This is a genomic window from Burkholderia semiarida (assembly GCF_029268935.1).
Taxonomy (GTDB): Bacteria; Pseudomonadota; Gammaproteobacteria; order Burkholderiales; family Burkholderiaceae; genus Burkholderia; species Burkholderia semiarida.
In genome coordinates this window covers 472,865-494,524 of record NZ_JAHLCL010000005.1, presented here as the reverse complement: position 1 = coordinate 494,524, position 21,660 = coordinate 472,865, and the positions used below count along the sequence as shown (strand labels likewise).

The 21,660-nt window shown below is 69.0% G+C and carries 19 protein-coding genes; 18 read left to right on the top strand and 1 reads right to left on the bottom strand.

Going from position 1 to position 21,660, the window contains the following annotated elements:
• Positions 1-14: 14 nt before the first annotated feature.
• The 10 genes from xylF (at position 15) to KPB06_RS09050 (ending at position 11,574) form a co-directional block, all read left to right on the top strand.
• Entirely contained in the window at positions 15-1,043 is a 1,029-nt protein-coding gene (xylF, locus tag KPB06_RS09095) for a D-xylose ABC transporter substrate-binding protein (protein WP_226232926.1), read from the top strand.
• A gap of 66 nt (positions 1,044-1,109) precedes the next feature.
• On the top strand, positions 1,110-2,669 hold the full coding sequence (gene xylG / locus KPB06_RS09090; RefSeq protein WP_226224247.1) for a D-xylose ABC transporter ATP-binding protein: 1,560 nt from the start codon (positions 1,110-1,112) through the stop codon (positions 2,667-2,669).
• Positions 2,666-3,865, top strand: a complete 1,200-nt coding sequence (locus tag KPB06_RS09085) for a sugar ABC transporter permease (RefSeq protein ID WP_275920436.1) — start codon at positions 2,666-2,668, stop codon at positions 3,863-3,865. Before xylG ends, KPB06_RS09085 begins: the two co-directional genes overlap by 4 nt.
• Positions 3,866-3,902: 37 nt before the next feature.
• Complete coding sequence (locus tag KPB06_RS09080; protein ID WP_275905331.1) at positions 3,903-4,076, top strand: hypothetical protein; 174 nt, start codon at positions 3,903-3,905, stop codon at positions 4,074-4,076.
• 246 nt (positions 4,077-4,322) lie between these two features.
• Positions 4,323-5,810, top strand: coding sequence for a sensor histidine kinase (locus tag KPB06_RS09075; protein ID WP_275920435.1), 1,488 nt, complete (start codon positions 4,323-4,325; stop codon positions 5,808-5,810).
• On the top strand, positions 5,792-7,168 hold the full coding sequence (locus tag KPB06_RS09070; protein WP_275905333.1) for a sigma-54-dependent transcriptional regulator: 1,377 nt from the start codon (positions 5,792-5,794) through the stop codon (positions 7,166-7,168). The genes KPB06_RS09075 and KPB06_RS09070 overlap by 19 nt, the downstream gene beginning before the upstream one ends.
• A gap of 623 nt (positions 7,169-7,791) precedes the next feature.
• The gene (locus tag KPB06_RS09065) at positions 7,792-8,415 is read left to right on the top strand and encodes a hypothetical protein (RefSeq protein ID WP_275905334.1); all 624 of its coding nucleotides are present in this window, start codon (positions 7,792-7,794) and stop codon (positions 8,413-8,415) included.
• Between the two features lie 43 nt (positions 8,416-8,458).
• Complete coding sequence (locus KPB06_RS09060; protein WP_060310308.1) at positions 8,459-9,004, top strand: hypothetical protein; 546 nt, start codon at positions 8,459-8,461, stop codon at positions 9,002-9,004.
• Positions 9,005-9,017: 13 nt separating this feature from the next.
• Positions 9,018-10,283, top strand: coding sequence for an MFS transporter (locus KPB06_RS09055; RefSeq protein ID WP_124657484.1), 1,266 nt, complete (start codon positions 9,018-9,020; stop codon positions 10,281-10,283).
• Positions 10,284-10,320: 37 nt separating this feature from the next.
• Complete coding sequence (locus KPB06_RS09050) at positions 10,321-11,574, top strand: arsenic transporter (protein ID WP_099318518.1); 1,254 nt, start codon at positions 10,321-10,323, stop codon at positions 11,572-11,574.
• Between the two features lie 36 nt (positions 11,575-11,610).
• On the opposite strand, the gene KPB06_RS09045 is transcribed toward KPB06_RS09050, so the two are convergent.
• The gene (locus KPB06_RS09045) at positions 11,611-13,716 is read right to left on the bottom strand and encodes a TonB-dependent siderophore receptor (protein WP_124860577.1); all 2,106 of its coding nucleotides are present in this window, start codon (positions 13,714-13,716) and stop codon (positions 11,611-11,613) included.
• A gap of 395 nt (positions 13,717-14,111) precedes the next feature.
• On the opposite strand from KPB06_RS09045, the gene KPB06_RS09040 reads away from it, so the two are divergent.
• From KPB06_RS09040 to KPB06_RS09005, 8 genes are read left to right on the top strand one after another with little or no spacing between them, the layout of a single operon-like run.
• Entirely contained in the window at positions 14,112-15,695 is a 1,584-nt protein-coding gene (locus KPB06_RS09040; RefSeq protein WP_275905335.1) for an acetolactate synthase large subunit, read from the top strand.
• Between the two features lie 49 nt (positions 15,696-15,744).
• Complete coding sequence (locus tag KPB06_RS09035; RefSeq protein WP_059577770.1) at positions 15,745-16,557, top strand: SDR family NAD(P)-dependent oxidoreductase; 813 nt, start codon at positions 15,745-15,747, stop codon at positions 16,555-16,557.
• 15 nt (positions 16,558-16,572) lie between these two features.
• Positions 16,573-17,610 (top strand): WD40/YVTN/BNR-like repeat-containing protein, encoded by a 1,038-nt coding sequence (locus KPB06_RS09030; protein WP_059577773.1) that lies wholly within the window; start codon positions 16,573-16,575, stop codon positions 17,608-17,610.
• A gap of 12 nt (positions 17,611-17,622) precedes the next feature.
• Positions 17,623-18,138, top strand: a complete 516-nt coding sequence (locus tag KPB06_RS09025; RefSeq protein ID WP_059577776.1) for a VOC family protein — start codon at positions 17,623-17,625, stop codon at positions 18,136-18,138.
• Positions 18,139-18,186: 48 nt separating this feature from the next.
• Positions 18,187-18,792 (top strand): amino acid synthesis family protein, encoded by a 606-nt coding sequence (locus tag KPB06_RS09020; protein ID WP_059577779.1) that lies wholly within the window; start codon positions 18,187-18,189, stop codon positions 18,790-18,792.
• 27 nt (positions 18,793-18,819) lie between these two features.
• Positions 18,820-19,707, top strand: a complete 888-nt coding sequence (locus tag KPB06_RS09015; protein ID WP_179231827.1) for an alpha/beta fold hydrolase — start codon at positions 18,820-18,822, stop codon at positions 19,705-19,707.
• Complete coding sequence (locus KPB06_RS09010; RefSeq protein WP_099318606.1) at positions 19,704-21,332, top strand: bifunctional 3-(3-hydroxy-phenyl)propionate/3-hydroxycinnamic acid hydroxylase; 1,629 nt, start codon at positions 19,704-19,706, stop codon at positions 21,330-21,332. Before KPB06_RS09015 ends, KPB06_RS09010 begins: the two co-directional genes overlap by 4 nt.
• On the top strand, positions 21,322-21,654 hold the full coding sequence (locus KPB06_RS09005) for an NIPSNAP family protein (protein ID WP_059577785.1): 333 nt from the start codon (positions 21,322-21,324) through the stop codon (positions 21,652-21,654). Before KPB06_RS09010 ends, KPB06_RS09005 begins: the two co-directional genes overlap by 11 nt.
• Positions 21,655-21,660 lie beyond the last annotated feature (6 nt).

Below are 21,660 nucleotides of genomic sequence, written 5' to 3'. Positions count from 1 at the left end.
CAAGGAGTGGAGACATGAAATCCGTGACGCGTCGTACCGTACTGAATTCCCTTGCCGGCGCCGCCGCGCTGGCGATGTTCGCGCTGGGCACGCCGCTCGCGCACGCGAGCAAGGACAAGCCCGAGATCGGCTTTTGCATCGACGACTTGCGCGTCGAGCGCTGGTCGCGCGATCGCGACTATTTCGTTGCAGCCGCAACCAAGCTCGGCGCGAAGGTGTCGGTGCAGTCGGCCGATGCGAGCGAGGCGCGGCAGATTTCCCAGATCGAGAACCTGATCTCGCGCGGCGTCGACGTGATCGTGATCGTGCCGTTCAACTCGAAGACGCTCGGCAACGTCGTGGCCGAAGCGCGCAAGGCCGGCATCAAGGTCGTGTCGTACGACCGCCTGATTCTCGACGCGGACGTCGACGCGTATATCTCGTTCGACAACGAGAAGGTCGGCGAGCTGCAGGCGCAGGGCGTGTTCGACGCGAAGCCGAAGGGCAACTACTTCCTGCTGGGCGGCGCGCCGACCGACAACAACGCGAAGATGCTGCGCGAAGGGCAACTGAAGGTGCTGAAGCCGGCGATCGACCGCGGCGACATCAAGGTCGTCGGTCAGCAGTGGGTGCCCGAGTGGAGCGCGTCGACCGCGCTGCGGATCGTCGAGGACGCGCTGACCGCGAACAACAACAAGATCGACGCGATCGTCGCGTCGAACGACGGCACGGCCGGCGGCGCGATTCAGGCGCTCGCCGCGCAGCATCTGGCCGGCAAGGTGCCGGTGTCCGGGCAGGATGCGGATCTGGCCGCGGTCAAGCGCGTGATCGCCGGCACGCAGACGATGACCGTCTACAAGCCGCTGAAGCTGATCGCGAGCGAAGCCGCGAAGCTTGCCGTCGATCTCGCGAAGGGGACGAAGCCCGCGTTCAATGCGCAATACGACAACGGGAAGAAGAAGGTCGATACGGTGCTGCTGCAGCCGACGCTGTTGACCAAGCGCAACGTCGACGTCGTCGTGAAGGACGGCTTCTATACCCAGGCCCAGCTGGCGAGCCAGTAAGCGGGCGACGGACGCGACGCGCGGCCGCCGCGACGGCGGCCGCGTTTACTGCGAGGCAATGAACGAATGACGGAACCCTTGCTGACGATGCGCGGCATCGTCAAGGCCTTCGACGGCGTGAAGGCGCTCGACGGCATCGACCTGAGCGTGCGCCCCGGCGAATGCGTCGGGCTGTGCGGCGAGAACGGCGCCGGCAAGTCGACGCTGATGAAGGTGCTGTCGGGCGTGTACCCGCACGGCACGTGGGACGGCGAGATCCGCTGGGAAGGCGCGCCGCTCGTCGCGTCCGGCGTGCGCGACACCGAGCGCGCGGGCATCGTGATCATCCATCAGGAGCTGATGCTCGTGCCCGAGCTGTCGGTCGCCGAGAACATCTTCCTCGGCAACGAGATCACGCTGCCGGGCGGGCGCATGCACTACGCGGAAATGGTGCGACGCTCGGAAGCGCTGCTGCGCGAGCTGCGGATCGATGCGATCAACGTCGCGCAGCCGGTGATGAACTACGGCGGCGGCCACCAGCAACTGATCGAAATCGCGAAGGCGCTGAACAAGCGCGCGAAGCTGCTGATCCTCGACGAGCCGTCGTCGTCGCTGAGCGCGTCGGAAACGCGCATCCTGCTCGACATCGTGCGGGACCTGAAGCGGCGCGGCGTCGCGTGCGTCTACATCTCGCACAAGCTCGACGAGATCGACGCGGTGTGCGACACCGTGACCGTGATCCGCGACGGCCGCCACGTCGCGACCGAACCGATGCGCGCGCTGACCACCGATCGGATCATCGCGATGATGGTCGGCCGCGAGATCCGCGACCTGTATCCGCGCGAGCCGCACGAGATCGGCGACGTCGTGCTCGACGTGCATCACGTCACCTGCCACGACGTGACGAATCCGCGCCGCAAGCGTGTCGACGACGTGTCGTTCAGCGTGCGGCGCGGCGAGATTCTCGGCGTTGCCGGGCTGGTCGGCGCGGGCCGCACCGAGCTGATGCAGGCGATTTTCGGTGCGTATCCGGGCGACTGCACGGCGAGCGTGCGGATGAACGGCCGGCCGCTCGCGATCCGCTCGCCGGCCGATGCGATCCGTGCGGGTATCGCGATGGTGCCGGAGGACCGCAAGCGCCACGGGATCGTGCCGCAGCTCGGCGTCGGCCACAACATCACGCTGGCGGTGCTGCGCCGGTTCGCCGCGCGCGGCCGGATCGACGCGGCCGCCGAACTCGACGCGATCCGCACCGAGATGCAGCGGCTGTCGGTGCGTGCCGCGCATCCGTTCCTGCCGATCGCGAGCCTGTCCGGCGGCAATCAGCAGAAGGCGGTCCTGGCCAGGATGCTGCTGGCCGACCCGCAGGTATTGATTCTCGACGAGCCGACCCGCGGCGTCGACGTCGGCGCGAAGGCGGAGATCTACCGGCTGATCTTCGCGCTCGCGAAGCGCGGCGTCGCGCTGATCGTCGTGTCGTCGGAGCTGCCGGAAGTGCTCGGGCTCGCCGATCGCGTGCTCGTGATCGGCGAGGGCGAGCTGCGCGGCGATTTCGTCAACGACGGCCTCACGCAGGAACAGATTCTCGGCGCCGCGCTGACGCCCGCGCGGCGTCCGGCCGAACCCATTGCAGCGAGCACGACATGAACACCGAACTTTCGTCTTCCCGGCCCGTGTCGCCGGACACCGATACGCGCGTCGCGCGCGGCCATCCGCTGCGACGCATCTTCGTGCGCTACAAAATCCTTGCGCTGCTGTTCGCGGTGGCCGCGATCTGGGCGTTCTTCTCGGTGCTGACGGACGGCGCGTTCGTCACGCCGCGCAACCTGTCGAACCTGCTGCGGCAGATGTCGATCACCGGCATGCTCGCGTGCGGGATGGTGTTCGTCATCATCGCGGGCGAGATCGACCTGTCGGTCGGCTCGCTGCTCGGGCTGCTCGGCGGCGTCGCCGCGATCCTCGACGTCAACCGCCACTGGCCGGTGGCGGCGACGGTCCCGGCCGTGCTCGCGCTCGGCGTGCTGATCGGGCTCTTCAACGGCTGGTGGTCGACCTATCGGCGCGTGCCGTCGTTCATCGTCGGGCTCGGCGGGATGCTCGCGTTCCGCGGCATCCTGCTCGGCGTCACGGGCGGCTCGACGATCGCGCCGGTGTCGGACGGCTTCGTGTTCATCGGGCAGGGCTATCTGCCGCGCGTGGCGGGGGACGGCCTCGCGATCCTGCTGTTCGCGCTCGCGGCGCTGCTGGTGGTGCGGCAGCGCGGCACGCGGCATCGCTACCGGCTCGCGGTCGCCCCGCTGTGGCAGGACGTCGCGAAGATCGTCGGCGCCGGCGCCGTGCTGTTCGCCTTCGTCGCGACGCTCGACCGCTACGGCGGCATTCCGGTGCCGGTGCTGCTGCTGCTCGCGTTGCTCGGTGTGTTCTCGTGGATCGCGACGCAGACGGTATTCGGCCGGCGCATCTATGCGGTGGGCTCGAACCTGGAGGCCACGCGGCTGTCGGGCGTGGACACCGATCGCGTGAAACTCGCGATCTTCGAGCTGATGGGGCTGATGTGCGCGTTTGCCGGCCTCGTGAACACGGCGCGGCTCGCGGCCGGGTCGCCGTCCGCCGGCACGATGGGCGAACTCGACGCGATCGCCGCGTGCTTCATCGGCGGCACGTCGATGCGCGGCGGATCGGGCACGGTGTACGGCGCGCTGATCGGTGCGCTCGTGATGGCGAGCCTCGACAACGGGATGTCGATGCTCGACGTCGACGCGTACTGGCAGATGATCGTCAAGGGCGCGGTGCTGGTGCTGGCGGTGTGGATCGACGTGGTGTCGCGGTCGAACCGGCGGTGACGGGCCGGCCGGTCGCGTGCCGGAAAAGGGGAGGACCATGGAACGAAACACGATGCGCGTGCCGGATGTTTCCGTGCGGGCGGCCGGGCCGTTCGCGATGCGCATCGACGACCAGTGCGGCCGTCCCCCGCCCGACGTGGCCGACTTCGCGCTGACCGACATCATTCGGCTGGCGCGCATCGTCGAGCGGATCGAGCGGGACGGCGCGTAGAAGCGCGCTGCCGTATCCGCGGGTGCGCGCCGACGGCCGCGCGTGACGTCGATGGTGCGGCCGTTCGGCAGCACGATCGACGCGTTTCTCTCCCTGGCGGCTCGGTTCCACCGCAAACAACCGGATCGGGCGCTCCTCGTTCGAGGCCGATCCGGCGGCTCGCCTCGTACGATGCATGGCGGCCGTGGCGGCTTCACGTCGCATGCAATACGCTATGCTGTCGTCCTCGACCGCCAGCCTGATCCGATGAAGCGTCCGTCGTTTTCCACCCAACTCGTCATGCTCTGGGCACTCGTCGCGGCGCTGTGCGCGACGCTGGTCGCGGTCGTCTGGGTCACGGCGAACTCCGCCGAGAGTCAGCAGGTGGCCAGCGCGAAGGCCGCCGGCGCGTCGGCGTGCGAAGCGGTCGCGTCGCGTTACGGCGCTTCCGCTTCGGCGGGCGCCGAGCCTGCCCCCGAGCTGATGCACGCGATCCTCGACATCGTGCTCTCGCGTGCCGCGGACATGGAGGGCGGGTTCTGGATGCCCGGCGCCGCGCCTGCCGCGAGCGGCTTTCTCGCGTATTCGTTTCCTACTTATCAGGGCAGCGGCGTCAAACGCGACGTTCCGGAAGCGGAAACGCCGCTGATTCTCCGCACGCTGCGAGCCGCGGCCGCGACGCATGCCGCGACCGCGAACGTCGTCGAAGGCGCGCAGGACGCCGTGATCGCGGCGGCGTGTCCGGTGCGCGGCGGATCGGGGCTGTACGTGTGGATGCTGACACGCGCGCGCCCGCCGCTGGGCCGGCACGGGGAATTGCTGGCAACGGGGCTCGCCGCCGTGCTCGCGGTGATTCTCGCGATCGCGGCGGCGCTGGCCGTGGCGCTGCGCCGATGGAAGCGCAATCTCGCACGGATCGAGAGCGGGCTGGGGCCCGACGGTCGCGAGCATCACCTGCCGTACGTCGGCGAACCCGATCTCGACCGCGTCATCGATGCGTTCAACGAGCGGGCGCGGCGCGCCGACCTGCTGCAACGGCAGGCCGCCGAGCTCCGCACGCGCCTCGCGCAGGCCGAACGCTTCGGGATGCTGGGCAAATTGGCCGCGCAGGTCGCGCACGAGATTCGCAATCCGATGGGCGCGATGCGGCTGAAGGCGGAAAACGCGCTGGCCGGCGACAGCCGGCGGCAGCAGGATGCGCTGCGCGTGATCCTCGCGCAGATCGAGCGCATCGATGCGCAGTTGTCGAGCCTGCTCGCGCTGACGCAGCCGGTGCGTCCGCATGCGACGCGTGTCGACGTCGACGCGTGGCTCGCGCAGGTCGTCGACGCGCACCGCGAGCTGGCGCAGCGGCAGGCGATCGACTTGACGCTGTCGCTCGCGGGGCAGGGCGAACGGCTCGCGTGGCCGTCGGACTTTCCCGCCTTCGATCCCGACCAGATGCGGCGCGCGCTCGACAATCTGCTGCTCAACGCGCTGCACCACGCGGGCGCGGGCGGCGCGGTCACGCTCGCGGCCGAACGATATCCGTTCGCCGGGCGCGACTGGTTGCGCATCACCGTGTCGGACAGCGGCCCCGGCGTGCCGGCCGCGCAGCGCGAGCGAATTTTCGAGCCGTTCGTGACCGGGCGCGCGGACGGAACGGGCCTCGGTCTCGCCGTCGTCCGCGAAGTGGCGGCGGCGCACGGCGGGCACGCGCGCCTCGACGAGGGCGCCGCATTCGTGATTGAAATTCCATGGCAAACATCCTCATAGTCGACGACGACGCGGCATTTCGCGACGGCCTCGCCGAAACGCTCGTCGATCTCGGCCATCGGGCCGTCGAGGCCGCATCCGGCCGGGCCGCGCTGAGCGCGCTGCGCGACGGCGGCAACATCGAATGCGTCTTCCTGGATTTCCGCCTGCCGGACCTGGACGGGCTGGCCGTGCTGGCGCAATTGCGCGACGATCCCGCCCTGGCCGCGATGCCGGTCGTCATGCTGACGGCCCACGCGACCAGCGACAACACGATCGAAGCGATGCGGCTCGGCGCATTCGATCATCTGACGAAGCCGATCGGGCGCCGGGACATCGCGCAACTGCTCGAACGCATCGTGTCGGCGAATCAGCCGCCCGCGCTCGCGCCGGTGGAAGGCGGTTTCACGGGCGAACCTTCGGCGGACCGGCCGCGACTGCTCGGCTTGAGCGCCGCGATGCGCGACGTGCAAAAGCAGGTCGGCCGGGCCGCGATGAGCGACGCGACCGTGCTCGTGACCGGCGAGACGGGTACGGGCAAGGAAGTGGCGGCCCGCGTACTGCATGCCGCATCGGCACGGCACGCGGGGCCGTTCGTCGCCGTCAACTGCGCGGCCATTCCGGCCGACCTGCTCGAAAGCGAGTTGTTCGGGCATCGTCGCGGCGCGTTCACGGGCGCGCATGCCGATCGCGCGGGGCGCCTCGTCGAGGCCGACGGCGGGACGCTCTTTCTCGACGAGATCGGCGACATGCCCGCCGCGATGCAGGCCAAGCTGCTCCGCGCGCTGCAGGAGCGCCAGGTGACGCCGCTCGGCGCGGATCGCGCGACGGCGATCGACATTCGCGTCGTGGCCGCGACGCACCGCGACCTCGCCGCGGCCGTCGCGAACGGTACGTTCCGCGAAGATCTCTTCTATCGGCTGAACATCATTCCGCTGCACCTGCCGCCGCTCGCCGATCGCGTGGCCGACATTCTTCCGCTCGCCGCGCATTTCCTGGGTAGCGCGGCTGGCATGCGGCCGTTGCACCTGACGAACGACGCGCAACGGGCGTTGCTCGATCACCGCTGGCCGGGCAATGTCCGCGAACTGCGCAACGTGATGGAGCGCGCGGCCGCGCTCGCTCCCGGGCCGGCCGTCAGTGCGGCCGATCTCGGCCTGCCCGCCGTGCCCGCGCGCCAGCCGGGCGCCGATGCGGTGCCGGCGCACCTGCTCGACATGCCGCTGCCCGATGCGCTGGCGACGGTCGAGCGCGCGGCGATCCTGCGTGCGCTCGAGCGCGCGAACGGCAATCGCGCGGAAGCCGCGAGGCAGCTCGGGATCGGCCGCCAGTCGCTCTACGCGCGCATGGCGAATCTCGGGATCGAGCGCGACGACTAGGGCGTGTTCACGCTAATAACGGGCTTGCGAACGTGCCTTTCCGCCCGCAGTGCAAGGAGTAAGGAGCGCCGTTTGGCCGTGCCAAACAAGCGACGCACGACGCCGCAATGTGGGCGGAAAGGCACGTTCCCCTGTCTGAAAAATGCATTCGTGGGGCTGGCCCCCAGAAGGGCCGATCGCTGCGTCATGCTCCTCGCGAATACGTCGAGTATTCGCTTCGTCGCAATCCTCGCGCTCGGCCCTTCTGGGGGCCAGCGCAAGCCCGTTATTAGCGTGAACACGCCCTAGGCGTCGAGTCGCGCGGTTTCCACTGTCGGAATGGCCGACAGCCGGTGAAGCCACGTGTCGGAAAACCCGACACGTTGGGTGTACGTCGGCGCTCGGCGCACGGCCACGCGGTGCGTCGCGGGTTGGCACGGGTATTGCGGATATCGATGCATCGCAACCCGTCGCCGGAACCCGTCATGAAGCCGTACCCGCCTGTCGTTCGATCGTGGCCGCGAGGCCGCGCCGCCGTTCGCCGTTCGTCTCGCATGCTCTGCGCCGCCGCGTTCGTTGCCGTCGCAACGGTCAGCGTGGCACAGGTGCCGCCGGCACCGCGCGCGCAAGATCCGGCGGGCGCCATGCCGCCTCCACCTCCGCCTCCGTCCGGGCCGCGTGCGCTTTTGCCCGTCGGGCCCGGCAACGACACCGGATCGGATGCGCTGGTTTCCGGCACGCTGTCGCGCCTGACGATCAATCCGGAAGGGACGGTCGACGGCTTCGTGCTGACCGACGGCACGCTCGTCCGTCTGCCGCCGCATCTCGGTTCGCAACTGGCTGCGCTCGTGCGGTCGGGCGAGCGTGTCACGGTGGCCGGCGAACGGCGCTTCGACGATGAAATCCATGCACGCGTGGTCCGCAACGACGGCACCGGCGCGTCGCTGTCCGATCAGCCGCCCGCGCCCGTCGCGCCCGTGCCTGCCATGCTGCGCGGCGTCAACCTCGCGCGCCTGAGCGTGTCCGGCGTCGTGCGCCGCGTGACGCACGCGCCGCGCGGCGAGCCGGACGGCGTGATGCTCGACGGCGGCGCGATCGTCAAGCTGACCGTGCCGGCCGCCCGGCAATTCGGCGCGCTGCTTGCGCCCGGGGAGCGCGTGGCCGCGATCGGCTACGGCACGCGCAACGCATACGGCGAAGCGCTGCAGGCCACGGCGTTCGGCGCGCCGGGCCATGTCGTGAATCTCTATGACGATGTCGCGCGCTGAAACGCGCGGCGCCGTTCCGCAATCCATCGAAAGGAGTCCTGTCATGCACTGGATCGATCCCGCCTGCCTCCCCGAAACGCGCGGCCGCGTCACGCAGTTCCTGCTCGATCCGCACGGAGAAATCGACGGCCTGATCCTGAACGGCGACCTGCAGGTTCACGTGCCGCCGCATCTGGGCCGCGAACTGGTGCGCCATGTCGCGGTCGGCGACCGCATCCGCGTGCGGGGCATCAAGCCGCGTCGCGCGGCGATGATCGCGGCCGTGCAACTGACCGGGCGTGGCGGCGTCGACATCGTCGACGCCGGGCCCGAGCACGCTGTCCCGAAGCCGCCGCGACCGGCTCGACGGCCGATGGAATTCAGCGGAGAAGTCGCGTTCGGGCTGTACGGCCCGAAAGGCGAGTTGAACGGCGCGTTGCTGACGAGCGGCGTCGCGTTGCGGCTGCCGCCGCATGCGGCGCAAGCATTGCACGACTACCTGCAGGCCGGCATCCATGTGCAGGCGTGGGGGCACGGCGTCGTCACGCCGCACGGTGCGACGCTCGACGTGAGCGACATTGCCGAGCTCGTCGATGCGGATGTCGCATGACGGTGCGGCGACCGTGAGACCGGCACGCGCGCTCGAGGCGCTCAACTTCTTCGTGGCCGACGTGCAGGCCGGCATCGGCCCGTTCATCGGCGTCATCCTGCTGTCGCGCGGCTGGGGCGCCGATGCGATCGGCTCGGTCATGACGCTGGCGGGGCTCGCCGCGATGGCCGCGACGCCGCTGGCCGGCGCGCTCGTCGATGCGGTGCGTGCGAAGCGGGCGCTGATCGTCGCGGCGACCGCGGCGACGGCACTCGCGTCGCTGGCGCTGATGTTCGTGCGCGGCTATCCGGCGGTGGCGGTGTCGCAGATCCTGGCGGCGGTCGGCGGCGCGGTGCTGGCGCCCGCGGTCGCGGGCGTGACGCTCGGCATCGTGCGTCGCCAGGGTTTCGATCGGCAGTTCGGGCGCAACCAGATGGCGAACCATGCCGGCAACGTCGCCGGCGCGGCGCTCGCGGGGTGGCTCGGCTGGCATGTCGGATTCGACGCGGTGTTCGGGCTCGTCGCCGTGTTCACGGTCCTTGCGGTTGCGAGCACGTTGGCGATTCCCGGGCACGCAATCGATCATGCTTGCGCACGTGGTCTCGAGCCTGATGGCCGCGCATCGGGAACGGATGCTGCGCATCCGCATGCGTTGGACGCGGCGTCGACGTCGCGCGTCGGCGGCCTGCGCACGCTCGCCGAAAACCGGCCGCTGGTACTGCTCGGCGCGTCGCTCGCGCTGTTTCATCTCGGCAACGCCGCGATGCTGCCGCTCTACGGGATGGGCGTCGTCGTCACGCATCGCAGCAACGCGAGCGCGTTCACCGCGCAGACCATCGTCATCGCGCAGTGCGTGATGATCGCGGCGGCCTGGCTCGCGCCCCGGCTGATTCGCGCGCACGGCTACTGGCGCGTGCTGCTGTTCTCGTACCTCGTGCTGCCGGTGCGCGGGGCGGTCGCCGCCGCGTGGATGAGCGAAGCGGGTGTATGGCCGGTGCAGGCGCTCGACGGCATCGGCGCCGGCCTGCAAAGCGTGGTCGTGCCCGCGCTCGTCGTTCGCCTGCTGCATGGCTCCGGCCGCGTGAACGCCGGGCAGGGCGCCGTCGCGACCGCGCAGGGGATCGGCGCGGCGCTCAGCCCCGTGCTCGGCGGCGTGCTCGCGCAGCACTTCGGCTATCCGGCCGCGTTCGTCGTACTGGGCGCCGTGTCGACGGGCTCGCTCGCGCTGTGGCTCGGTCATGCGCGATCGCTGAGCGGCGCGTGCGGCAAGCCCGCCGATCTATCGGCGACATCATCGTGAAAGCGATTTCGATTTCCATGCCTGTGTCGACTTGCCCATGAATCCTGTTTCGCTTGCCTGGCTGATTTCCGCGCTTGCCACCGCGGGCGTCATCACGCGTCCGTTCGGTTGGCCCGAGGCCACGTGGGCCGTGAGCGGCGCGCTGCTGCTGGTCGCGTTGAACCTGTTGCCCGTCGCTCAGGCGCTGGACGCCGTCGCGAAAGGGGGCGACGTCTACCTGTTCCTGACGGGCATGATGCTGTTGTCCGAGGCGGCCCGTCGCGAAGGGCTGTTCGACTGGGTCGCGACGCACGTCGTCAATCTCGCGCAGGGCTCGCCGCGGCGATTGTTCGCGCTGATCTACGGGGTCGGTGTCGTCACCACCGTGTTTCTGTCGAACGATGCGACCGCCGTCGTGCTGACGCCCGCGGTCCTTGCCGCCGCCCGCCGCGCGAAGGCCGACCCGATGCCGCTGCTGTACAGCTGCGCGCTCGTCGCCAATGCCGCGAGTTTCGTTTTGCCGATTTCGAATCCGGCGAACCTGGTGCTGTACGGCGCGCACATGCCGGCGCTCGGCGTATGGCTCGCGCATTTCGCGGCGCCGTCCGTCGCGTCGATCGCCGGTACGTTCGTGATGCTGAGGATCGTGCAGCGACGGGCGCTTGCCGGCCGCTGTGAATCCGGGCTGCCGGTGCAGCCGCTGACGGGCGGCGGGCGCATCGCGCTCGCGGGCATCGCGGCAACGGCCGTCGCGCTGATGGCGGTGTCGGTCCTCGATCGCCCGCTCGGGTTGCCGACCGCGCTCGCGGGTGTCGTCACGGTCGCATGCGTGGTGATGCGGGATCGCGCGGCGTGCGTGCCGATCGTTCGCGCGATTTCATGGAGCGTGCTGCCGCTCGTCGCGGGGTTGTTCGTCGTCGTCGAGACGCTCGACCGGACCGGCGCGGTGCGCGTACTGGCGGGGCTGCTGCACGCGTTGATGCAAAGCGGAGAGCACATTGCCGCCGCCGCGGCCGGCGTCGCGGTCGCGCTCGTGTCGAACGGGGTCAACAACCTGCCTGCCGGGCTGATCGCGAGCTCGACGATCCAGGCTGCGCACAGCCCGCAAACGGTGATCGATGCGATTCTGATCGGCGTGGATCTCGGCCCGAACCTGTCGATCACCGGATCGCTCGCGACGATCCTGTGGCTGGCGGCGATCCGGCGCGAAGGGTTGCAGGTCGGTTTCCGCGCATTTCTCGCGATCGGCGCGTGCGTGATGCCGCCTGCGTTGCTGCTCGCGCTGGGCGCGCGATTCGTGGTCGGCGGCTGACGCGCGATGCGCGTCGCGTCAGCCGTCCTGGTCGTGCTAGAACGAGTAGGCGAGCGACGCGAACAGGCTGCGCGGCGCGCCCGGCGTGACCCACAGGCTGTTGTACGAGCTGACGTATGTGGTGCGATTGAACAGGTTGTTCAGCACGACCGACGCACGAAGGTGCTTGTTGACCTGAAGATAGCCGTTGAGCTGCACGGTCGCGTAGGCCGGCAGCTCGAAGCCGTCCTGCGTGTTGGCCGTGTTGCCGGCGCGGCGCCCGACGTAGATCACGCCGGCGCCGGCACCCGCCTTGTCCGCGAACGGCAGGGTCGTCTCGTACATCAGCAGTGCGCTGCCGCTCAGCCGCGGTACGTCGACGAGGCGCGAACCGGGCGCGAGCACGGTGTCGCGTGTGACCTCCGCGTCGACGTACGCGAGATTGGCGATGCCGCGCAAGCCGTGACCGAGGTCGCCGCTCCATTCGAATTCGATGCCGCGACTGCGTACTTCGCCGGCCGCGCGCGAGAAGCCGGCATTCGCCGGATCGGCGGTGAGCACGTTGCGCTTGGTGACGTAGAACGCCGCGACGGTCGTGAGCGAGCGCGCGCCCGCCCATTTCGCGCCGGCTTCGTAGCCGCGGCCCTTTTCGGGATCGAACGCGCGGCCGCCGACGTCGGCGCCGTTGTTCGGCCGGAACGAATACGCGGTGTTCGCATACAGCGACAACGCCGGGCTCATTTCATACACGACGCCGAGACGCGGGCTCAGCGCGGTCTGCAACTGGCTCGTCGTCACGCCCTTCAGGCGGTTGTCGATCGACTGGTGGAAGCGATCCCAGCGCAGGCCGGCGAGGATTTTCCAGTGCGGCCCGAACGCGAGCGTGTCCTGCGCGTAGACGCCTTGACCGTCGTCGCGCTCGAGCAGGTTGGTCGCGGTGCGCGGCGTGGGCGCGGGCTGGCCGTAGACCGGATCGAAGATGTCGATCGCATACGGTGCGGCGGCGCTCGGCGTGGAGCGCGTGACGAACTGGTCGTAGTTGAAGCGGTACGCGTCGACGCCCATCACGAGCGTATGGCCGATGCCGCCCGTGCGGAACGCGCCGGTCGTCTCGAGGCGGCCTTGCAGGTCGTTCGAATGAAACGCGACTTGCCGGTAGCGCCGCCACAGCGTGCGGCCGTCCGGCTGCAGCGCGAACGCCTCGGACGAGCGCCCGGACAGGTCTGTGTTGCGTTGCGCGACGCCTGCGTTGATTGACCAGCTTGAATCGATGCGATGCTCGAGCGTGAACTGGTGGCCCGTGTTGCGCACGTCGTAGTCGCCGTCGCGCGGCTCGCCGAGGAAGCGCGACGCGGGGATCACGCCGAGCTGGCCGTTGACCGCCAGCACGCCGCGATCGAGCGGCGCGCGCTGACGCGCACTCTCGAATTCGTAGTGCAGTGTTGTGTCCGCGCCGATGTCCCAGGTGAACGACGGCGAGAACAGGTAGCGTTTGCTTGACACCGTGTCGCGAAAGCTGCCGTTGTTCTCGTTCATCGCGACGAAGCGGTACGCCAGCGATTTCGTGACGGGTCCGGTCGAATCGAGCGTCTGGCGCAATGCGCCGTAGCTGCCGGCCGACACGCCGATGGTGTTCGCGCGGGTGAACTGCGGCTGCTTCGTCGTATAGCTGATGATCCCGCCCGGATCGCCGCGGCCATACAGTGCGGATGCCGGCCCCTTGAGCACTTCCATGCGCTCGAGGTTCACGGTGTCGCGCGGCACGCTCATGCCGCGATTCCACGAAAAGCCGTTGACCAGGTAGTCGGTGCCGGACGTGTTGCCGTCGCCGGCGAAGCCGCGCACCGCGTAGTTGTCCCACAGGCCGCCGAAGTTGTTCTGGCGCGAGACGCCCGCGACCCAGTCGTAAAGATCGTCGCCGCGTGTCGCGGCCACGGTCTGGATCAGCTTCGTATCGACGCTGCTGACCGCGAACGGAATCTCCATCACGTCCGCCTCGCTGCGCGTCGCGCTCGTCGATTCGCGCGTGCGGAACGGCGCCGTCGCGCGTTGCGCGGACACCTCGATGGTCGGCAGCGCCGTTTCCTGCGCGTCGGCGGCGCCCATGCCGGCCGTGCCGACGACGATGGCCATCGGTGCGGCCGCCCAGTTCCTCCTGCTCATACTCCTCCCTTTTGATGTGCTTCGCGTTCGGGCACGGCGGGCGGCCTTGCGCCGACATCTGTGTTCCAAACAGTACATTCGCGCGGCAATTTAATGCAAATGAGAGGCATTTGCAATCGTAATTTTGAGATTGAGTGCGGGAAGCAAAACGGCACGCCCGACGGATGCGATCGATCTGATGTGTCGATTTCGTTAAATTCCGAATTGTGGGAAATAGGTCGTTGGTTGATGGAGGCTGAACAGTTCGCCTGTCTTGTTACTTGCAGAATTGAACGGTGAGATTACGGGTAAACGCGGGCCTCGATGGAGTGCGAAATTGAAACTGGATGGTTTGACAAATCCCGTAATTCGGGATTACAGTAAAAACACTTCAGCCAAACCCGTCGAGCAGCCGCATGAACATTCCAGCGTTGAACAGCGATATCGAAGCAACAAGCGGGGCGAGCGTCGTGCTCACCACGGCGCGTGATGCCGGCGTCGACGTCTGTTTCGCCAATCCCGGCACGACCGAGATGCCGTTCGTCGGTGCGCTCGACACCGTGGCGGGCATGCGCTCGATCCTCGGGCTGTTCGAGGGCGTGTGCACCGGCGCCGCGGACGGCTATGGCCGCATGGTCGGCAAGCCCGCGATGACGCTGCTGCACCTCGGGCCCGGCCACGCCAACGGCATTGCCAACCTGCACAATGCGCGCCGCGCCCGCACGCCGATCCTGAACATCGTCGGCGATCACACGCGCGAGCATCTGAAGTACGACGCGCCGCTGACGTCCGACATCGAATCGCTCGCCCGTCCGGTGTCCGTGTGGTATCGCAGCGTGGCGCGCGACGCGGACCTCGCGACGGATACGGCCGACGCGATTTCGGCCGCGATGGGCGCGCGGCGCGGCGTCGCGACGCTCGTGCTGCCCGTCGATCTCCAGTCGGCCAAGGTGCGCGGCGCTGCGTGGCCCGCCGTCGTGCGCCCGGCCGCGGTGTCGTTCGATGCCGCTCGCGTCGAACAGGTTGCCGATCTGCTGCTCGGCGGCCATCGCGCCGTCCTGCTGATGGGCGCCCGCGCGCTGTCGGCGCGCGGCCAGCGTGCGGCGGCGCGCATCGCGGCGGCAACCGGTGCGACCTGCTTCAGCGAGACGTTTCCCGCGCGGGCGGAGCGCGGCGGCGGCCTGCCGGACATCGACCGCCTGCCGTATTTCCCCGAGCCGGCGCTCGCGGCGCTGGCCGGCCGGCGCGTGGTGCTGGCCGGCGCGCTCGCGCCCGTCACTTACTTCGGCTACGAAGGCATTCCGGGCGAACTCGCGCGGCCGGAGGACATCGTGACGCTGGCGGCGCCGGGCGACGCGGCGGACGACGCGCTGGAGGCGCTGGCCGATCGCATCGGTGCGGCGGCAACGAATGACGATGGCGTGCGCGTCGAGCGCTGGCGCGTGGAGGACGGGCCGCTCACACCGCAGGCCGTCGGCCGCGTGCTCGCGAATGCACTGCCCGACGATGCGATCGTGTCGATCGAGGGCGGCACGTGCGGCTACCCGTTCGTGACCGCGTCGGCACGCGCGCGCCGCCACACCATTCTCACGAACACGGGCGGCGCGATCGGCCAGGGGCTGCCGGTGGCGCTCGGCGCCGCCGTCGCGTGCCCGGCGCGCCGCGTGTTCGCGCTGCAGTCCGACGGCAGTGCGCAGTACACGATCCAGTCGCTGTGGACGATGGCGCGCGAGCGTTTGCCGATCGTGATGCTGATCGCATCGAACCGGCGCTACGGCATCCTGCAGACCGAGCTCGCGCGCAGCGGCCTGCCGGCCGACACGCCGCACGCCAGCCGCCTGACGCTGCTGGACGATCCGCCGATCGACTGGCTCGCGCTGTCGCGCGGCTATGGCGTGCCGGCCCAACGCGTGAGCGACACGCATGCGCTGGTGCAGGCGCTCGACGGCGCGCTCGCGCGCACCGACGGGCCGACGCTCGTCGAAATGCGGTTGTCCTGATCGCGTCACGCGCTCGTTTCCTCAATCCCGACTCTCACCTTTCATCGACATGGATCTGCAACTGCACGGAAAAGCCGCGTTCATCACCGGCGGCAGCATGGGCATCGGCAAGGCCGTCGCGCTCGAACTGGCGCGCGAAGGCGTCAACGTCGCGATCGCCGCGCGACGCATCGAACACCTCGAAGTCGCGGCCGCCGAGATTCGCGCGGCGCTCGCGCCGCTGGGCAGCGCGGCCGGCGCCATCGTGCCCGTCACGGTGGACACGACCGACATGGCGTCGGTCGAAGCGGCGATGGCAGCGAGCGTCGAGCGCTTCGGCCGGCTCGACATCCTGCTGAACGGCGCGGCGCACCCGGGCGGGCTCGTGCGGGCGGAGCTGGAGCATGCCGATCCGCAAGGGTTGCTGCAGGACATCGATATCAAGGTGGTCGGCTACCTGCGTTGCGCGAAGGCGGCCGCGCCGTACATGCGGCGCAACGGCTTCGGCCGGATCGTCAATATCGGCGGCCTGACCGGCCGCGGCAGCAAGCAACTGTCGGGCATGCGCAACGTGGCGATCGTCCACCTGACCAAGACGCTGTCCGACCAGCTCGGCCCGTTCGGCATCACGGTCAACACGATTCACCCGGGCGTCGTCGAAACGCCGCACATCCACGAGCTCTACGAGACGGAGGCGCGCAAGCAGGGGCTCACGGCCGCGGAGGTCGAGGCCAACTACGTGAAGGTCACGCCGATCCGCCGCGTGCTGCAGCCGGAAGAAATGGGGTGGATCGTCGCGTTTCTCGCGTCGCCGAAGTCCGGCTCGATCACCGGCGAATCGATCGGCTGCGACGGCGGGCTCACGCGCGGCATTTTTCTCTGACACGAGGAGCATTTCATGACCGCAACCGTACTGGTCGCCACCGCGGGGCAAGGCATCCTGCGCTCGAACGACGACGGCAAGACCTGGCATCGCCTCGGGCTCGCCGAACCGATCGAGTTCGACGGCATCGTGCGCTCGCTCGCGGTGGATCCCGCGACGCCGTCGCGCGTCTATGCCGGCGCCGATTCGGGGCTGTGCATCAGCGAGGATGGCGGCGCGCACTGGTTTCGGCCGGACAACCTGCTGAACGGGCAGACGGTCTGGTCCATCGCGATCGATCCGGCGAACCCGGCGGTGCTCTATGCCGGCACCGGCGCGCCGTCGCGTGCCGCGCTTTACAAGTCGAGCGACGCGGGCTTGACCTGGGCGAGAACGGCCCCCGAGCTGCCGGAGTTCTGCTCGGGCGTCAACCGTCCGCGGCTGCTGACGATCTGCGTGGATTCGGACGACAGCAGCAACGTCTGGTACGGCGTGGAGGAGGGCGGCGCGTGGCGCAGCCGGGATGCCGGTGCGAGCTGGGCGCGCGTGGACGGCCCCGGCAGCGCGATCCGCAACAGCGACATTCACGCGATCGCCGTGCTGCCCGCCGCGCAAGACCGGCCGAAGACCACGGTGCTGCTGACGGTCAACGCCGTGTACGTGAGCGAGGACGACGGCCGGACCTGGGACGGCAAGCTGTCGCGCGACCGCTTCGACGGGCTGTACTACACGCGCACCGTCGTACAACTGCCGGAGCCGGAAGGCGACCTGCTGATGGCGATCGGCGACGGCACGCCGGGCACCCGCAGCCGAATCTACCGCTCGGCCGATCGCGGCCACGCGTGGCGCGAGATGGACCTGCACACGCCGCCGAACTCCACGTTCTGGGCGTTCGGCGTGCATGCGGCCCGGCCGGCGCTCGTCTATGCGGGCACCAAGTATGGGCACCTGTTCCGTTCGAGCGACGGCGGCCGGAACTGGATCAAGGAATGGCGCGATTTCAGCGAGATCACGGCGGTGGCGTGGACGCCGTTCGAGGCGCCGCTGGCCGCCCACGCGCAGTCGACCCACTGAGCGGAGCGAACGATGACACCGTCCGATATCCGGCAACACGCCGAGCGCGCGAACGCGAGCGGCCTGCCGCTGCCGACGCCGCGCGTGCAGCGCACGCACCTGTCGCTGTTCGTGCGCGACCCCGTCCGTTCGAGCACGTGGTACGCCGAGGTGCTCGGCATGACGGAAACCGCGCGCGGCGAGCAGTGGGTGTTCATGTCGTTCGGCCAGAAGCACCACGACATCGCGCTGATTCGCGCGGCGTCCGATGCGGAGCTCGGCACGATCGGCCTGCAGCACTACGGCCTCGAGATCGCCGGCGGGCTGACCGAATTGCGTCGCCTGTACGGGATGCTGCTTCGCCGCGGCGTGCCGATCGTCAAGATCACCGATCACAAGGTCGGGATCGGCGTGTATTTCACGGACCCCGACGGCAACCGGCTCGAATTCTTCTGCGAGACCGTCACGGACGACGAAGAGGGCAAGCGCGTGCTGCATCGATACAACGCGCCGAGCGATCCGTTCCAGCTCGAACCGTTGTTCGACTGAAGCGCCGCGTCTCAATCCGCATCATCGACGTTTTATAAAGGAATACTGATGAGCAAGACCGCCAATTTCGAAGGCTTTCATATCCGCAAGTGGTACACGCAGATCGAGGATTCGCTCGCGAACGAAACCGGCCAGCTCGCGGATGGCGAGCCGCTGCGCAAGATCGTGATCGCCGCGGCCGTTCACAACCCGTACGCGGGACGATTCAGCGAAAACCTCGACGATCTCGTGCGCCCGTCGCCCGCGCTCGGCAAGGAATTCGCGCGACGCATCGAATCGCTCGCCGCCGGCCGCGCGATCGAGAGCTACGGCAAGGCCTGCCTGGTCGGCTCGGCCGGCGAATACGAACACGGCAACGCGTTCCTCACGTCGATCTTCGCCGAGCCGATCCGGGCGGCGCTGGGCGGCGGGAAAGCGTGGGTGCCGTCGAGCGGCAAGCGCGGCCCGATCAATACGGTGATCGACGTGCCGCTCGCGCACAAGGATGCGCTCTACGTGCGCTCGCACTACGACACGGTGACGTGCCTGTTTCCCGATGCACCCAACGACGACGAAGTGCTGGTGATCTTCGCGTTCGCGACGCGCGGCCGGCTGCATGCGCGGCTCGGCGGCCTGAAGGCGAGCGAGATCGTCGGTCGCGACGGTCTGGTCTGATCGCGCATGCCGGCCGGGGAGCACATGATGAACGCGGCATCCGCCAGGGATGGATGGATCGACAACGATGGATTGCGGCTGCACTACGTGAGCTGGGGGCGTGACGATGCGCCGGCCGTGGTGATGCTGCACGGCTTGCGCAGTTACGCGCATACCTGGGCGAGCGTCGCCGATGCGCTGGTCGACCGCTACCGGGTCGTCGCGCTCGATCAGCGCGGGCGCGGGCTGAGCGACTGGGATCCTCGGCGGGACTACTACGCGGCGGCCTACGTGCGCGATCTCGACGCGCTGGTGCGGGCGCTCGACCTGCGACGGTTCGTGCTGGCCGGGCACTCGATGGGCGGGGCCAACGCGTTCGTCTACGCGGCGGCACGACCGGAGCGGCTCGCCGGTCTCGTGATCGAGGACATGGGCCCCGGTGCGTCGGCCGGATCGCCGGGTTCCGAGCGCATCAAGCGCGAGCTGCGGGACACGCCGGACGCGTTCGCGTCGTGGGACGACGCGCGCGCGTTCTGGCGACGCCAGCGGCCGAACGTCGCGGAATCCGCGCTCGACTCGCGCCTCGCACACTCGCTGAAGGCGGACGCGCGCGGCCGGATCGTATGGCGGCACGACGCGCAAGGGATCGCGGCGGCCCGGCTGGCCGCGACACCGGCGCAACTCGTCCATCTTTGGCCGCTGATCCTCAATCTGCACGTGCCCACGTTGTTGTTGCGCGGCGGAGACTCGGATTTCCTGTCCGCGGACGTGGCGGCCGAAATGGCGGCCGCCAATGCGGAGATCGAACGGATCGACATACCCGGCGCGACGCATTACGTGCACGACGATCGGCCCGATGCATTCAATCACGCGCTGCGCACCTGGCTCGATCGTCTCGACGACGCCGCATGGCGCGCGGGAGGCGCCGGCGAATGAAAGCGAACAACCGGAACCGGACCAAGGTCGCCATCGTCGGCGCGGGGCCGAATGGTGCGGCCATGGCCAACCTGCTCGGCCTGTATGGCGTCGATACGATCGTCGTCGAACGCGAGGCGCGGATCGTCGAGTTCCCGCGTGCGGTCGGCATCGACGACGAGGCGCTGCGGCTGTTTCAGACGGCCGGTCTGGCCGACGAGCTGAGCCGCGACATCATCCAGAACGTGCCGCTGCGCATGTTCAAGGCGAACGGCGAATGTTTCGCCGACATCCGTCCGTCGATACGCGAGTTCGGCTGGTGGCGACGCAACATCTTCATGCAGCACCTGGCCGAGCGTACGCTGCGCGACGCGCTGGCGCGCTATCCGCACGTGTCCCTGCGCACGGGCGAAGAGGTGGTCGGCCTGGAGCAGGACGACGAAGGCGTGACGCTTCAGGTGCGTGCCGCCGACGGGCGGCAATACGAACTCGATGCCGACTACGTGGTGGCGGCCGACGGCGGACGCAGCCCCGTGCGCGAGATGCTCGGCATCAGGCTGGCCGGTACGACGCATCCGATCAAATGGGTCGTGGTCGACGTGAAGAACGCGCAGCTCGACCAGCCGTGTACCGCGCTGAACTGCGACCCGCGACGCCCGAACGTCTGCATCTATCTGCCGTTCAACTACCGACGCTGGGAATTTCTCGTGTTTCCGCACGAGGACGAAGCGGCGATCGCGCAACCGGAGTCGATCCGCGCGCTGATCGAACCGTACGTCGACGACGTCGATCGCATCGAGATCGTGCGTGCGCGCACCTACACGCATCACTCTCGCGTGGCCGAACGTTTCGTCGCCGGACGCGTGGCGCTCATCGGCGACGCCGCCCACCTGAGCCCGCCGTGGATCGGCCAGGGGCTGAACGCGGGGCTGCGCGACGTGGGCAATCTCGCATGGAAGCTCGCGGGGGTCGTGAACGGCACGTTGCACCGGAGCGTGATCTCGACGTACGAATCGGAGCGCCGCGATCACGCGAAGGCGATGATCGATCTCGCGGACACCTTCGGCGCGATGCTGATGCCGACCAGCCGTCTGGTCGCGTTCCTGCGCGACCGGTTCCTCGGGCTCGCGCGCCATGCGCCCGGCCTGAAGGATTACGTGCTGCAGATGCGCTTCAAGCCGATGCCGAGCTATACGCACGGGATCGTGGTCACCGGCGCGTCGGGCGCCGTCGGGCGCATGATCGTCCAGCCCGACGTCGAAACGGCCGACGGCGCCCGTCGCAAGCTCGACGACGTGCTCGGCCCGTGGTTTTCGGTCATCGGCTGGCGATGCGACCCACAGGCGTGCCTGAGCGACGACGATCGCGCGTTCTGGGCCGCGCTGGGCGCGAAATTCGTGCAGATCGTCCGTTCGCGCAGCGGAACGTGCCGCGAGCAGCGCATCGCGAGCGCGCACGGCAGCGAGTGCGTCGAGGACGTCGACAACGCGATGGCCGAATGGTTCGACAGGCACGCGGGGCCGCTCGTCGTCGTCCGTCCGGACCGCTATGTGGCGGCGCAGACGGACGCGGCCGGCATGGCGGGCGTGACCGCGGCATTCCACGCGTTTGCGGCGCGACAACGGGAGAGCGCGCATGTTTGTTGAGCAACGCACGTACACGCTGGTGCCGGGCGGCGTCGCCGAGTATCTGCGGCTGTACGCGGAATGCGGTCGCGCACCGCAGGAGCACGCGCTCGGCACGATGGTCGGGTGTTTCGCGACGGAGATCGGACCGCTGAACCAGCTCGTCTATCTGTGGGCGTTCGATTCGCTGGACGATCGTGCCCGGCGTCGTGCGGTGCTGATGGCCGATCCCGAATTCAGGACGTTTCGCGGCAAGGTCCGGCATCTGCTCGTCCGGCAGGAAAACCAGATCCTCCGACAGGAAATCGGCGGCCTGCTGCGCGCACCGCCATCGGCCGCGTGATGCGAT